The sequence below is a fragment of the Flavobacterium sp. AK-345 genome (assembly GCF_058310175.1).
Genome location: NZ_JBZEER010000002.1, coordinates 298,373 through 314,105, shown reverse-complemented (window position 1 = coordinate 314,105; position 15,733 = coordinate 298,373). Strand labels below are relative to the sequence as shown.

The following is a 15,733-nucleotide window of genomic DNA, read 5'->3' as shown; positions in this document are numbered from 1 at the left end:
GATTATTTTTTTAAAGTACAATAATAACCTAATTTATAAAGGTCGAACAAAAACAAAGAAGGTTTTTTTGAAAATAAATTCCGTTCAATTCTGGTTTGATTCTTCTTGAAAAGAAAAGCCGAAAACTGCGTTAATTTTAGTTTTCTCAGAAATTCAAATGAAGTTGTAATTTTGTTTTCTTCTTTCTTTATTTTTTTTGAATCATAAAGAAACACAAGGTTTTCTAAAGCAATTTTTGTTTTATTTAGAAATGCTTTTGAAGTTTCTAAATTGAGATGAAAAGTTGGATTTTCAATTTTTGAAATCTCAAAATTATTAGCTTTCAAAACCGAGAAAAAAAGCAAATCTTCATAACCATATTTTGTAATGGATTCATCAAAAGGATATTGAATGAAAACCTCTTTTTTAATTATTAAATTAGAAGTCAAAATTGTGACCGTTTCTCTTTTATTACCATAAACCCAGCGCAAAAGTTGGTCACTTTCCGGTTTTTTATTTTCATAAATAATTCCCCCAAAAAGGATATTATTTTTCAAATTTGAAATAGTATCAATATACTTTTTTACAAAATCATTTTGAGTAGGAAAAGTATCGCAATCTAAAATAAGCAACCAATCATAAATTGCTTTTAGAGAAAGGGAATTAATGTTTTTTCCTCGTCCCAAATTAGTTTCATTTACAAAAAACGAACAATTTGGAAGAAGATTAATTTCCTGGTTTAAAATGTTTTCGGAAGAGTTTGATGCGTCGTCCTGACATAGAATTTCAAAATCAATTCCGTTAAAACTACATTGTTTTACTAACTCATTTACAAGCGGTAAAACATTATAATTATAAACTGGAATTAAAATAGAAAGCATTATTATCTTTTTTGAAATATATTTGTAAAGGAAATGTTTTTTATTTAACGATTTTATTTTTCAATAAAAATTCATTTTAACTTTCTAAATATTTAATAAATCTAAGATGAATTTAAGGTCCGTTTATTATGCTATTTCACCGAAATCAAGGCTTATTGTTAGAAAAATAGTTTATTCTCCTGTTGATTTTTTAGATTTTTTAAAAGGAAGAAAAAATAAATATGTTCCAAAGAAAGGGGATATTTTTATTGGTTCCGGCGATTTTATTTCTCAGGGAAAACACCATTTAGAACTTTTGAAACAGTTTGCTTTTTTAAAACAAGATTATTCGGTACTTGATGTTGGTTGTGGTATCGGAAGAGCAGCCGTTCCTTTAACTCAATATTTGTCTGATAAAGGGAGATATGAAGGTTTTGACGTTGTTAAAAAAGGAATTACATGGTGCAAAAACCATATTACAAAAGACTTTCCGAATTTTAGATTTAAACATATTCCGTTAAACAATGATTTATATTATTTAACAAATCAAAAAGCAGAGAGTTTTGTTTTTCCATATGAAAATAACTCATTTGATACCGTTTTTTTATTTTCGGTTTTTACGCATATGCAACCTTTGGAAGTTCAAAATTATTTAAATGAAATTTACAGAGTTTTAAAACCTACTGGTAAATGTCTTTCTACATTTTTTCTATATAATGAAGATATAGAACAACATATTTCTAAAGAAAATAAAGGTTTTTGTTTTCCTTACGAAAAAGGTGGTTATAGAATCATGAATCAAAAAGTTCCTTCGGCAAATATTGCTTTTAGCGAAGAATATTTAAATAAAATGATTACAAAAAGCCAATTAAAATTAGAAAATAAAATATACGGATCTTGGTCAAAGAGAGAAGTTAATAATTCTCTGTCTGATTATCAGGATATTTTGATTTTAGAAAAAAACTAAATTGATCTTACACGCTACGTTGCACCACTTCAAAAATTCTCTCATCTTCACATTTTAATGTTTTAGATGGAAACTTCATCAATAGGGCATAATCGTGTGTTGCCATAATAACCGTTTTACCGTTTGCGTTGATTTTTTTCAACACTTCAAGAACTTCAGAACTTGTTTGAGGATCAAGGTTTCCGGTTGGTTCATCGGCAAGAATAAATTCAGGATCGTTAAGCAAAGCTCTTGCAATCGCAACACGCTGTTGTTCACCACCAGAAAGTTGGTGCGGCATTTTGTTCACAAAATCTTTCATTCCTACCTTGTCCAGAACTTCATCAATTTTATGTTCCATGGCTTCTTTTTCGGTCCAGCCGGTTGCTTTTAGAACAAAAAGCATATTATCTTTTACAGAACGGTCCGGAAGCAATTTGAAATCCTGAAACACGATTCCGATTTTACGTCTCAAATACGGAATTTCACTTTCTTTTAAAGTTGCCAAATCAAATTCAACAATATGACCTTCACCTTCCGTTAAAGGCAAATCTCCGTACAAAGTTTTCATGAAACTACTTTTTCCTGAACCCGTTTTTCCGATAATGTAGATGAATTCGCCATGCTGAACATCTAAATTGATATGAGATAAAATTTTTCTTCCTTCCTGATATATAGTGACTTCCTTAAGAGATAGTACGGTTTGTGACATAATAAATTCAATTTTAATGGTAAAAGTAAGAAGATAACGGTTGGATTCAAAATAAATTTTAATGATTTGTCATGAAGGGCCAATAAAATAAAGATACGAAATAGAATCTAACCTGAGGCATAAAAGTACAGTTGATCTAAAGCTCCCCAAAAAAAATACAGAATAAAGATGCAGTTTTTTAAGAAGTTACAAATAGGTTCTTTTTTTATTCCTTAGAAATGTTTATTTTAGAAAGTTTGAAAACCAATATTTTGTGACGTCACAGGCTTTAAAATAACAACTATTAAAAATTTTGTTCATAATAAAAGTCTGAAACGTTTCGTTATAGACGGTATAATATGATACATTTGAATACTAAATATAATTAAAATGCGTAAACTTTCCTGGTTCTTTTTACTCCAATTTGTCCTTTTTTCGACCATAGTTTCGGCACAAAAATCAGCTATATATACCTACGATTTAAAGGATTTTGACAAAGCACTGGCTTTATATAATGATAAACAATACGCTTCGGCACAGCATATTTTTGAGTATGTAAAAAACCACGCCACGACTGAAGAAGTTCAGTCAGATTGTGCTTATTATATCGCAAATTGCGCCATTAGGACCAATCAGGCAAATGCCGATGAGTTGATGGAAAAATTCGTTGCAGATTATCCAACAAGTACCAAACAAAATCAGGCATATATAGAGGTTGCTCATTTTTTCTTCGAACAGGGAAATTACCCAAAAGCCCTGCAATGGTTTGACAGAGTGGATGAAAGTTATATGAGCAAATCTGATCAGGATAAATTTAATTTCCAGAAAGGATATAGTTATTTTAATGCTAAAAATAAAAAAGAAGCTACAACCTATTTTAACAAAGTCGTGAATTCACCTGAATTTGGTTCGCAAGCCAAATATTATTTAGGTTTTATGGCTTATGAAGGCGACGATTATAAAGAAGCAACTAAATATTTCGACGAAGTTTCGGGCGAAGAAAAATACAAAGAAAAGCTTTCATATTTTCAGGCTGATATGAATTTTAAATTAGGAAATTTTCAAAAAGCAATCGATTTGGGGCAGGCTGCGATGAGTAAATCGAATGAACTTGAAAAATCGGAACTAAATAAAATTATCGGAGAAAGTTATTTCAACCTAAAGCAATACGGTAAAGCAATTCCGTATTTAGAGCAATACGCAGGCCGAAAAGGAAAATGGAATAATACCGATTTTTACCAATTAGGTTACGCTTATTACGAACAAAAAGAATATGAAAAAGCGATTTCTCAATTCAATAAAATTATTGAAGGAAAAGATTTCGTGGCACAAAATGCGTATTACCATTTAGGTTTGGCGTATTTAAATACAGGCAAAAAGCAAGAAGCTTTAAATGCTTTTAAAAATGCTTCTGAAATGGATTTTAACGCACAAATTCAGGAAGATGCAGCTTTAAATTACGCTAAATTAAGTTATGAAATAGGAAATGCTTATCAAACCGTTCCGGGAATTTTACTTGATTTCTTAAAAAAATACCCAAATAATCCAAGCAAAGCCGAAGTAGAAAAATTATTAGTAGACTCTTATATTTCTTCTAAAAACTACAAAGAAGCTTTGGTTTTATTAGAGAAAAACAGAACACCTGAAAATAAATTAGCGTACCAAAAAGTGCTTTTTTACAGAGGTTTAGAATTATATAATGAATCAGATTATTCAGAAGCATTAAAGATGTTTAATGGGGCTGTCAAAGAACAAAAAAATCCGGAGTATACAGCTCGTGCAACTTTTTGGAAAGCTGAATGTGAATATCTTAAAGACGATTTTCAGGCGGCTTTAATAAGTTATAAACAATTTGCAGGTTTATCTGGAGCTAAAACTACAGATGAATATAAAAATATCAATTATAATATTGGATACACGTATTTTAAATTGAAAGAATACGATCAGGCTGCCAATTCATTTCAGGCACATATTGATAATTCAAAACAAGATAAAGTTCGCTTAAACGATTCTTATTTACGTTTGGGTGATTGTCGATTTGTAACTTCTAAATACAGTCAGGCAATGGAAGCTTATGCAAAAGCAATTGATGCGAAAGGTGTTGATGCAGATTATGCGCAGTTTCAAAAAGCGATTTCGTACGGATTTATGTCCAGAAACGATAAGAAAATCGACGAGCTGAATAATTTCCTTCAGATGTATAAAAAATCGGAATATCGTGATGATGTTTTGTTCGAATTGGCCAATACTTATGTAACAGACAAAAAGAACGATCAGGCAATTAAAACCTACGATCAGTTAATTTCTGAATATAAAAATGGTTCATTTACTTCAAAATCGATTTTAAGACAAGGTTTAATTTATTACAATTCAGATCGTGATGAACAGGCTTTGGTAAAATTTAAAAAAGTAGCGGCAGAATTCCCAAAAACTCCAGAAGCTTTAGAAGCCGTTTCTACAGCAAGATTAATCTATGTAGATTCAGGAAAAGTAGATGAATATGCAACTTGGGTACGTACTTTAGATTTTGTTGCCGTAACAGATGTTGATTTGGATAACGATACTTACGAAGGTGCTTTCAAACAATACAGTCAAAATAACAGCAAACAGGCGATTGTTGGTTTTACAGGATATGTAACCAAATTTCCATCAGGAATGCACGCACTTGAAGCTAATTTTTATCTGGCACAATTACTTTATGCAGAAGGTTCAGAAACAAAATCGGTTGCTAATTATCAATACGTAATTGGTCAGCCAAGAAACGAATTTACAGAACAGGCATTGACGAGATTATCTCAAATTTTCTTAAAAGCAAAAGATTGCGATAAATCGATTCCGGTTTTAGTGCGATTAGAAAATGAAGCTGATTATCCTCAAAATAAAAGTTTTGCTCAGGCAAATTTGATGAAATGTTATTACGACAAAAAGGATTATGACAATTCGGTTGTGTATGCTGACAAAGTGTTACAGAATGCAAAAGCAGATGTCAATGTAAAATCGGATGCACAAATTATCGTGGCGCGTGCCGCAATGCAAACCGGCGACGAAGACAAGGCAAAAGCAGCTTACGCTAAATTATCGGTAACATCAAAAGGAGAATTGGCGGCAGAAGCATTGTATTATGATGCGTATTTTAAAACCAAAGAGGGCAAATTTGATGCATCGAATGTTGCGGTTCAAAAACTGGCAAAAAACTATTCCGGCTACAAATATTACGGAGCTAAGAGTTTGGTTTTAATGGCAAAAAACTTTTACGGATTAAAAGACAGTTATCAGGCAACTTATATTTTGGATAACGTAATAAACAATTTTACAGATTATCCGGATGTGGTTGAAGAAGCAAAAAGGGAGTTAAGCGCTATCAAATTGGAAGAGTCTAAAACCAATTCGTCGATTACTAAGTAAGAAACAAGAGAATAGAAGCAAGAAAATAGAGCAAAGAAAATAGAATAAAGAAAATAGATATAAGAGCAAAGATTGGAAAGTCTATTCTCTATATTCTATTCTCTTAAAATCTTTTAAAAAAAATGAGTTTACCTTTTTATATAGTGGATGTTTTTACAGATAAAAAATATGCCGGAAATCAGTTGGCTGTTTTTTTAGATGCCGGAAATTTGAGTTCGGGAGAAATGCAAAAAATTGCACGCGAAATTAATTTTGCCGAAAGCACTTTTGTAACCAAGCTTGATAAAGAAAATAATAAGGCAGAAATTAAAATATTTACACCATCTCAGGAAATGCAGTTTGCGGGTCATCCGATAATTGGAACTTCATGGGTTTTGATCAATAAAATATTTGATAATTCTCCTGAAAGTATAACATTAAATGTTCCGATTGGACCAATTTCAATTCATCAGTCGAACGATTTGATTTGGTTAAAAGCTGCGCAGCCGAAATTTTGGGATATTTTTTCGAAAGAAGATTTCCCATCGTTCAGTAATCTGAAAAAAGAAGATTTCGAAAATCAGTTTCCAATTCAGGAAGTTACAACCGGAAGCGCTTTTGTTATGGTTGGATTAAGCAGTAAAAGAGCATTGCAAAATTTGGTTTTAGATAAAGATAAAACAGATGAATGGCTGAAAAAGCATTGCAAAACAAGACACAGAGGTTTGTATTTTTATTATTTGGAAGGTTCGAAACTGTTCAGTAGAATGCTTTGTATTGAACATAATCAGTTAGTTGAAGATGCAGCAACAGGAAGTGCAAGTACATGTCTTCAGGCTTTTTTGCTAAAATATCATAAACCTGAATTCGAATTAATCAATTATCAGGGAGATTATATAAATCGTCCTTCTCAAATTCATTTTAAAGGAAAATTAACCGAAAACGAATTTGATATTAAAATAGGAGGGAGTGCCCAATTTGTTGCAAAAGGCGAGTGGGAGGTTTAATAAAGAATATAGAATAAAGAATATAGAATAAAGAAAATAGATTTTAGAATAAAGAACATAGAGAATAGAATATAGATTTAAAAATAAAAAAAACAAAGAGTCGAAAGAATCAAGATGTAGGTAAAAGTCTATTTTCTTTATTCTTTTCTCTATACTCTCAAATCTCTATACTCTCAAAAAAAATAAATATGAAAATTAATTTCCAGAATAAAACTATCATTTTGATTTTGCTGTTTGTTTTTCAGCTTTCGTTTGCACAAAAGAAAGAAGAAACCATTGGTACTGAAACTGTAAATGTGGTAAAACCTTATTCGCCAACAATATCAGATGCTTTTAAAGTAAAAGAAACACCATCGTTGGACGACTCGGGGAATCAGGCAAAAGAAACTATAAAATATAGTATATTATCAGTTCCTGTAGCGTCAACATTTACACCATCAAAGGGAAAAGCAGCCGGTGTTGATAAATCAAAACAAGAACGTTTATTTAATAATTATGCTACTTTGGGTGTTGGAAATTATGGTACATTAAATGCTGAATTATTCGTTACACAGGATTTGGGAAACAACGATTATGTTGCGGGAATGTTTCGCCACCACTCATCGCAAGGCGGAATTAAGGATGTGTTTTTGAATGATGAATTCTACGACACAGCATTAAATGTAGGTTACGGACAAAACAATCGCGATATGTCATGGAATATTGATTTAGGATATCAAAATCAAATTTACAATTGGTATGGTTTGCCGGTTGATTTTGGTTCAACTTTATTACCGCAAGATCGTTTTATTTTAATTGATAAAATTAATCCTAATCATTCTTATAATACTATTTCTTTAGGAGGAAACATCGATTTTACAGACGGAATTTTTAGTAAAGTTGCTACTAGATTTACACATTTCTCAGATAGTTTTTCTTCTTCAGAAAATCGATTTTACGTAAAACCGACTTTTAAAGTTGATGTTATGGATCAGTCAATTAATACAAATGTTATTATTGATCACGTAAGCGGAAGTTTTGAGAATAATTATTTTCAAAATAGCGGACAACCTATAAAATACAGTCTTACTAATTTTGGAGTTGAACCAAGTTTTGTTGTGAATGAAAATGACTGGACTTTAGAATTGGGAGCGGGATTATATTATGGATTAGATTCTGAAAACAGCGGAAACAAGTTTTATATCTATCCAAAAGTAAATGCTTCGTATAAATTGGTGGGTGATTTAATGATTTTTTACACGGGAGTAAATGGTGGTTTAAATCAAAATTCATATGCTGATTTTGTTACCGAAAATCCGTTTTTGTCACCAACTTTAAACATGAGACCATCAAGTACGCAATACAATGTTTTTGCAGGTTTAAAAGGTAAATTGGCAAACAATGTGAGCTATAATCTGACAGGGTCTTACTTGAATGAAAAAGATAAAGCTTTGTTTAAAAGCAATGATTATACAGAAGATATTACAAATCAAAATTATGCTTACGGAAACTCTTTTGGAGTTATTTATGAAGACATCAGAACTTTTCGTTTTTACGGAGAATTAAAAGCAGATTTCTCTGAAAACGTGACTTTTGGAATCAACGGAACTTTTAATAGTTATAAAACAGATGGACAGTTAGAAGCATGGAATTTACCAACTATGAAGTTAAGTTCTAGTCTGGATGTAAATATTACAAAACAATGGTACGCTGGTTTAAATGTTTTTTATGTGGGAGAACGTAAGGACATGCAATCTAACTTAGATTTAGCTACAGAACCAACTGTAATTTCTTTAAAAAGTTATTTTGATGCCAATGCTCATTTGGGATATAAATTCAGCGATCGTTTGACTTTCTTCTTAAAATTAAATAATATCGGAAATCAGGCTTACGAAAAATGGTTAAATTATCCAGTTCAGGGATTCCAGGTTTTAGGCGGAGCAAATTATAAATTCGACTTTTAGTTTTTTGCCGCGAAGGCGCTAAGGCACGAAGATTTTTTTTAAAATTTTTAAGCCACGAATTCACCAATTTAGATTAATCTTATTTGTGAATTTGTGGCTTACTTTTTTTTACGATCTTTGCGACTTAGCGCCTTTGTGGCAAAATACTATGACATTTAAACAAAAAATACATTCTTATTATTTACAAATGGTTCAGGACCGAATAGATGTTTTTAGGGACATGATTTCGGCTTTGACCGAAGATTCTAAAAACGATGCAAAAGGTTCTGCCGGCGATAAGCATGAAACGGCTTTGTCGATGATGCATATCGAACAGGAAAAACTAACCAATAAATTAAAAGAAGCGATAACACAAAAAGCGATTTTAGATAAAATTGACGCTTCAAAAACAACTGAGAATATCATTTCCGGAAGTTTGGTTAAAGCAAACGGAATTCATTTGTATTTGAGTGTTGCACTTCCTAAAATTACAATTGACGGTATAAATGTAATTGCACTTTCTCCGCAATCTCCTTTGGGGTCACATTTAATGGGGAATAAGGTTGGGTTTCAATTTGAGATTAATAAAACGTATTATACGATTGAGAGTATTTTGTAAAATGTTTTTATTTCACGCAGATTTTAAAGATTTAAGCAGATTAAAAAGGATTTACACGTAAAAAAATTATCCACAATCTTGTCATCCTGACGGAGGAAGGATCTCCGCAAGTGGCTCTACAAAGATTGGCGATTTTGCCTGAGGAGTCTCTTGTTGAGATCCTTCGTTCCTCAGGATGACAAACAAGGGATAACAAATCCTATACAAACATCGAATTTTATCCTTCTTTTATCCTCAAAATTAAAATTTTCAAGTTCAGGGCTTTTTTTAGTGTTAAAATTTTACATTTAATAGGTAAAATTAAGTTTTGTGTTTAAAATTATAACTGAAATAGGTATTTGTGTTTTTCAATTATAACCAATACCGCATCTTTGCCCTATCAAAATAAAATTTACAAATAAAAAAATATATAATTATGTGCGGAATCGTATGTGCCTTTGATCTAAAACAAAAAGCAGAAACCTTAAGACCTCAAGTATTAGAAATGTCTAAAATCATTCGTCACCGTGGACCAGACTGGAGCGGTATTTATAGCAATGATAAAGCAATCCTTTCTCACGAGCGTTTGGCGATTGTTGATCCGGCTTCGGGAAAACAGCCTTTATTTACACAAGATAAAAAATTGGTTTTGGCTGCAAATGGTGAAATATACAACCACAGAGAATTACGCAAACAATTTGAAGGAAAATATAACTTTCAGACTGAAAGTGACTGCGAAGTTATTTTGGCACTTTACCAGGAAAAAGGACCTCACTTTATTGATGAAATGAACGGAATCTTTGGATTTGCAATTTATGATGTTGAGAAAGATGAGTATTTTATTGCTCGTGATCATATGGGAATTATTCCACTATACATTGGTTGGGATCAACACGGAACTTTTTACGTAGCTTCTGAATTAAAAGCTTTGGAAGGATATTGTACAAAAATCCAATTGTTTCCTCCGGGACATTATATGACTAGCCAGGACGGTGAATTTGTGCAATGGTACAAAAGAGACTGGACGGAATATGATGCAGTAAAAGACAACGAAACAAGTATTCCTGCAATTAAAGAAGCTTTAGAGGCAGCAGTTCACAGACAATTAATGAGTGATGTTCCTTACGGAGTTTTACTTTCAGGAGGTTTAGATTCGTCTATCACTTCGGCTGTAGCCAAAAAATTTGCACAAAAACGTATTGAATCTGATGATACAACAGATGCCTGGTATCCGCAATTACACTCTTTTTCAGTAGGATTGGATGGTTCTCCTGATTTAGCAGCGGCTCAAATTGTAGCAAAACATATCGGAACAATTCACCACGAAATTAAATTTACAATTCAGGAAGGTTTAGATGCTGTTCGTGATGTAATTTATAACTTAGAAACCTATGATGTAACTACGGTAAGAGCTTCGACTCCAATGTGGTTAATGGCGAGAGTTATTAAATCAATGGGAATTAAAATGGTGCTTTCTGGTGAAGGTGCAGATGAGTTGTTTGGAGGTTATTTATATTTCCACAAAGCGCCAAACGCAAGAGAATTTCACGAAGAAAACGTTCGTAAATTAGGTAAATTACATATGTACGATTGTTTGCGTGCCAACAAAAGTTTGGCAGCTTGGGGAATCGAAGGTCGTGTGCCGTTTTTAGATAAAGAATTTATGGATGTTGCTATGCGCATCAATCCACAAGATAAAATGATCAACAAAGAACACCCGATGGAGAAATGGGTGGTTCGTAAAGCTTTTGAAGACATGTTGCCTGAAAGTGTAGCATGGAGACAAAAAGAGCAATTTTCTGATGGAGTAGGATACAGCTGGATTGATACTTTGAAAGAAGTGGTAGCTAAAGAAGTTTCAGATGAACAATTGGCAAATGCGAAATATAAATTCCCGTTACAAACGCCAACTTCAAAAGAAGAATATTACTATCGTTCTATCTTTGCAGAACATTTCCCGAGTGATGCAGCTGCGTTATGCGTGCCTCAGGAAGCAAGTGTGGCTTGTAGTACAAAAATTGCATTGGAGTGGGATGAAGCTTTCAAAAACATGAACGATCCTTCTGGTAGAGCGGTTGCAAGTGTGCATGATGATGCTTACGAAAAAGCATAAACTTAGTTACTTAATATTTTAGTTATTAGAAAAACGTTCTCAGTTTCTGAGGACGTTTTTCTTGTCTAAAAATGTTAATTTGTAATATTTCAATTACTTGAAGATAATTATTAGCAATTATTTAACTTTCTTTTTTATATTTGACATTCCCCAACAGAATATTTTAAATTTAGTTTTTTTGCTAAAATAAACCTGCACCACTATTTAAAAAAATAAAGAATAAAAAATACAATCGTATGTCTGGAATATTGGCCGTTATAGGCAAAGGAAAAGACCCGCAACTCGTAAGAGAGCTTTCTAAAAGAATGTCGCATCGTGGGCCTGATGAAAGTGATTTTCAAATCCTGAAAAATGGCAGTATTATTTGTCATGAAAGTTTAGCGATTGTCGATTTACAATCGGGGAAACAGCCAATTCAGGGGACAAAAGATGCATGGGTAATTCATGATGGAGAAATTTATAATTATCAGGAACTGAAAAACGGAGTTCTGAAAGAGCATACGTTTAGAACAAAGTCAGATTCTGAAGTTATTGTGCATTTGTATGAAGAATTCGGATATGATTTTTGCAATAAATTAGATGGCGACTGGACTTTTGTAATTGTTGACGGAGACGATTATATTGCAGGAAGAGATCCTATGGGAGTAAAGCCATTGTATTATGGTCTGGATGAAAGAGGGAGGATTTATTTTGCTTCTGAAATGAAATCAATTGCAGATCAGTGCAAAACATTTTCAACTTTCCCTCCAGGGCATTATTATACACCTAAAAAAGGTTTTGTAAAATATTACCAGCCTGAATATGAGGATTATGAAAATGCAAATCAGGATCTGGATTTACAATTGATCAGAGAAACTCTTACAGAGGCTGTTCGTAAACGTTTGATGAGTCAAATGCCTTATGGGGTCTTACTTTCCGGAGGTTTGGATTCTTCTTTGCTTTCTTCTATTGCTTCCCGATTATCAGCAGAAAATGGTAAAAAACTACAATCTTTTTCTATTGCTTTAAATGCTGATGCGCCAGATGCAAAAGCAGCCAGACAAGCAGCGGAGTTTTTAGGTACAGATCATCATGAAATTCACTTTACGGTTCAGCAAGGTGTTGAAATTCTGGAAAAAATAATCTGGAATATTGAGACTTATGATATTATTTCGGTACGGGCAAGTGTACCAATGTTTTTGTTATCAAAAGTAATTTCAGAAAAAGGTATAAAAGTAATTCTTTCAGGTGAAGGAGCTGATGAAATTTTTGGTGGACATTTGTATTTTAGAAATGCCCCATCTACAGAAGAATTTCAGAAAGAAACTATCGAAAGAGTTCAGAAATTATTTACTGCCGATTTGCTTCGTGCAGATAAATCAACAATGGCAAATGGTATAGAAACCAGAATTCCATTTTTAGACAAGGAGTTTTTGGATGCTACTATTCGAATTAAGCCCGAAGAAAAACAGCCTAAAACGTATGATGGTATCGAAAAATACATTTTAAGAAAAGCATTTGATACACCTGAAAATCCGTATTTGCCAGCAGAAATTTTATGGCGTCAAAAAGAGCAGTTTTCTGATGGAGTAGGATATAGCTGGATTGATGAATTGATCGAATATTGTGCAACTCAAGTTACAGATGCGCAATTAGAAGGCGCTGCTGCAGAATTTCCATACAATTCGCCAACAACAAAAGAAGCTTATTTATACCGTTCTATTTTCTATAAATTTTACCCACAGATTAGTGCGGCACAAACTGTTAGAAAATGGATTCCGAAATGGCAGGAAAATCTTGATCCAAGCGGAAGAGCAAATGCGGCTCACGTAAAAGCTGATGTTGAAATTTCAAAATCAGGAATTACGATTTAAGATTCCAAAAAATAAATTCCAAATTCCAATTGGAATCTAAATGTAAAATCCGAGATGATATTTAAAATCAGACTCGGATTTTTTTATTTCTATCGCTTGGAATTTGGAACTCTTTATCGAATTTAGACATAATTTGGAACTTTAAAAATTGCATTTTATTGAGTTATTTCTTTTTTTGGAATTTGGATTTTAAGAAGTTTGGAATTTAAACTAACTTTTAGGCTTATTTTTTGGTTTTTCAGACAATTGTGTTAATAACTTACGTGCTTTAAATGGGAATTTAACGGATATATAATTTGCGTTTTTATATATTTGCGTGTTAGACACTAATTACATTTTTTTAGAATAAATTATATGAGCGAAGAAATCAAGAAGAACAATTATTCAGCAGATAGTATTCAGGCATTAGAAGGAATGGAGCACGTAAGAATGCGTCCATCGATGTATATTGGAGATGTGGGAGTTCGAGGTCTGCATCATTTGGTTTATGAGGTTGTTGATAACTCTATTGATGAGGCGATGGGCGGACATTGTGATACCATTGGTGTTGCAATTAATGAAGACGGTTCGGTAACAGTTGAAGATAACGGTCGTGGTATTCCAGTTGATTTACATAAAAAAGAAGGAGTTTCAGCACTTGAGGTTGTAATGACTAAAATTGGTGCCGGAGGTAAATTCGATAAAGATTCTTATAAGGTTTCCGGAGGTTTACACGGTGTTGGGGTTTCTGTAGTAAATGCCCTTTCTGTTCATATGAAATCTACTGTTTTTAGAGACGGTAAAATCTACGAGCAGGAATACGAAAGAGGTAAAGCAATGTATCCGGTTAAACAAATCGGAGAAACAGATAAAAGAGGTACACGTCAGACTTTCTATCCTGATGATACAATCTTTACTCAAACTACAGAGTTTTCATATGATACTTTATCAGCTCGTATGCGTGAACTTTCTTTCTTAAACAAAGGAATCACGATTACATTTACTGATAAAAGAGAAGTAGATGAAAAAGGGGAGTTTAAAGTTGAAGTTTTTCATTCAGACGAAGGTCTAAAAGAATATATTCGTTATTTAGATGGTAACCGTGAGCCAATTATCTCACACGTTATCAGTATGGATCACGAAAAAGGTGAAATTCCTGTTGAAGTTGCCTTGATTTATAATACAAGTTATACAGAGAATATTTTTTCTTACGTAAATAATATCAACACACACGAAGGAGGAACGCATTTACAGGGTTTTAGAAGTGGTTTAACAAGAACCCTTAAAAAATACGCAGATGCATCCGGAATGTTGGATAAATTGAAATTCGAAATTGCGGGAGATGACTTCCGTGAAGGATTAACAGCTATTATTTCGGTAAAAGTACAAGAGCCACAATTCGAAGGTCAGACAAAAACAAAACTTGGAAACAGAGAAGTAGTTTCTCCGGTTTCTCAGGCAGTTGGAGAAATGTTAGAAAATTATTTGGAAGAAAATCCAAATGATGCCCGTATCATTATCCAAAAAGTAATCTTGGCTGCTCAGGCACGTCACGCTGCTAAAAAAGCACGTGAAATGGTACAGCGTAAAACCGTTATGGGCGGTGGCGGATTGCCAGGAAAACTTTCAGATTGTTCTGAGCAGGATCCTGCAAGATGTGAGGTTTACCTTGTCGAGGGAGATTCGGCTGGTGGAACAGCAAAACAAGGTCGTGATCGTAACTTTCAGGCAATTTTACCATTACGTGGTAAGATTTTGAACGTGGAGAAAGCGATGCACCATAAAGTATTCGAAAACGAAGAGATTCGTAATATATTTACTGCTCTTGGAGTTACAGTTGGTACTGCAGAAGACAGTAAAGCCTTAAATCTTGAAAAACTAAGATATCATAAAGTAATTATCATGTGTGATGCCGATGTCGATGGTAGTCACATTTCTACCTTAATATTAACGTTCTTCTTCCGTTTCATGAAAGAATTGATCGAAGAAGGTCACGTTTATATCGCAGCACCACCTTTATACTTAGTTAAAAAAGGAAACAAAAAAGAATACGCATGGAATGATGTTCAACGTGATCAGGCGAATGAAAGAATGGGAGGAAGTGCCGCTATTCAACGTTATAAAGGTCTTGGAGAGATGAATGCTGAGCAATTGTGGGAAACTACAATGGATCCAAGTTTCAGAACTTTACGTCAGGTAACAATTGATAGTTTGGCAGAAGCTGATAGGGTTTTTTCAATGTTGATGGGAGATGAAGTACCACCACGTAGAGAATTTATCGAGAAAAATGCCGTTTACGCAAACATCGATGCCTAATAAATTTTAACACTACAGGATTCGTTTAATTGTTTAAATTTACTAAACAATTAAACGAATTGTTAGTTTATACAATAAACAAACA

10 protein-coding genes are annotated in these 15,733 nt (G+C 33.1%); 8 read left to right on the top strand and 2 right to left on the bottom strand.

Annotated features, from left to right (window positions below):
• Positions 1-2: 2 nt before the first annotated feature.
• Entirely contained in the window at positions 3-860 is an 858-nt protein-coding gene (locus AC4FQ3_RS05645; RefSeq protein WP_491181183.1) for a glycosyltransferase family 2 protein, read from the bottom strand.
• Between the two features lie 106 nt (positions 861-966).
• Here AC4FQ3_RS05645 and AC4FQ3_RS05640 point away from each other — a divergent pair, with 106 nt between their 5' ends.
• The gene (locus AC4FQ3_RS05640) at positions 967-1,806 is read left to right on the top strand and encodes a class I SAM-dependent methyltransferase (protein WP_491181182.1); all 840 of its coding nucleotides are present in this window, start codon (positions 967-969) and stop codon (positions 1,804-1,806) included.
• Positions 1,807-1,813: 7 nt separating this feature from the next.
• Here AC4FQ3_RS05640 and AC4FQ3_RS05635 read toward each other — a convergent pair whose 3' ends face one another.
• Complete coding sequence (locus tag AC4FQ3_RS05635; RefSeq protein ID WP_042566438.1) at positions 1,814-2,497, bottom strand: cell division ATP-binding protein FtsE; 684 nt, start codon at positions 2,495-2,497, stop codon at positions 1,814-1,816.
• Between the two features lie 369 nt (positions 2,498-2,866).
• Between AC4FQ3_RS05635 and AC4FQ3_RS05630 the strand changes: the two genes are divergently transcribed.
• The 7 genes from AC4FQ3_RS05630 to gyrB all read left to right on the top strand — a co-directional run bounded on the left by AC4FQ3_RS05630 (position 2,867) and on the right by gyrB (position 15,648).
• Positions 2,867-5,881 carry a tetratricopeptide repeat protein gene (locus tag AC4FQ3_RS05630; RefSeq protein WP_491181181.1) on the top strand — a complete coding sequence of 1,005 codons (3,015 nt, stop codon included), beginning with the start codon at positions 2,867-2,869 and terminating at the stop codon, positions 5,879-5,881.
• Between the two features lie 122 nt (positions 5,882-6,003).
• Positions 6,004-6,867: a PhzF family phenazine biosynthesis protein gene (locus tag AC4FQ3_RS05625; protein ID WP_491181180.1), complete on the top strand. Its 864-nt coding sequence runs from the start codon at positions 6,004-6,006 to the stop codon at positions 6,865-6,867.
• Between the two features lie 188 nt (positions 6,868-7,055).
• Positions 7,056-8,810 (top strand): TonB-dependent receptor, encoded by a 1,755-nt coding sequence (locus AC4FQ3_RS05620; protein ID WP_491181179.1) that lies wholly within the window; start codon positions 7,056-7,058, stop codon positions 8,808-8,810.
• A 148-nt stretch (positions 8,811-8,958) separates the two neighbouring features.
• Positions 8,959-9,408: a hypothetical protein gene (locus AC4FQ3_RS05615; protein WP_491181178.1), complete on the top strand. Its 450-nt coding sequence runs from the start codon at positions 8,959-8,961 to the stop codon at positions 9,406-9,408.
• 415 nt (positions 9,409-9,823) lie between these two features.
• Entirely contained in the window at positions 9,824-11,500 is a 1,677-nt protein-coding gene (gene asnB, locus AC4FQ3_RS05610; RefSeq protein ID WP_491181177.1) for an asparagine synthase B, read from the top strand.
• 236 nt (positions 11,501-11,736) lie between these two features.
• Positions 11,737-13,353: an asparagine synthase B gene (gene asnB, locus AC4FQ3_RS05605; protein ID WP_491181176.1), complete on the top strand. Its 1,617-nt coding sequence runs from the start codon at positions 11,737-11,739 to the stop codon at positions 13,351-13,353.
• A gap of 354 nt (positions 13,354-13,707) precedes the next feature.
• Positions 13,708-15,648 carry a DNA topoisomerase (ATP-hydrolyzing) subunit B gene (gyrB, locus tag AC4FQ3_RS05600; RefSeq protein ID WP_073393159.1) on the top strand — a complete coding sequence of 647 codons (1,941 nt, stop codon included), beginning with the start codon at positions 13,708-13,710 and terminating at the stop codon, positions 15,646-15,648.
• Positions 15,649-15,733: the final 85 nt, after the last annotated feature.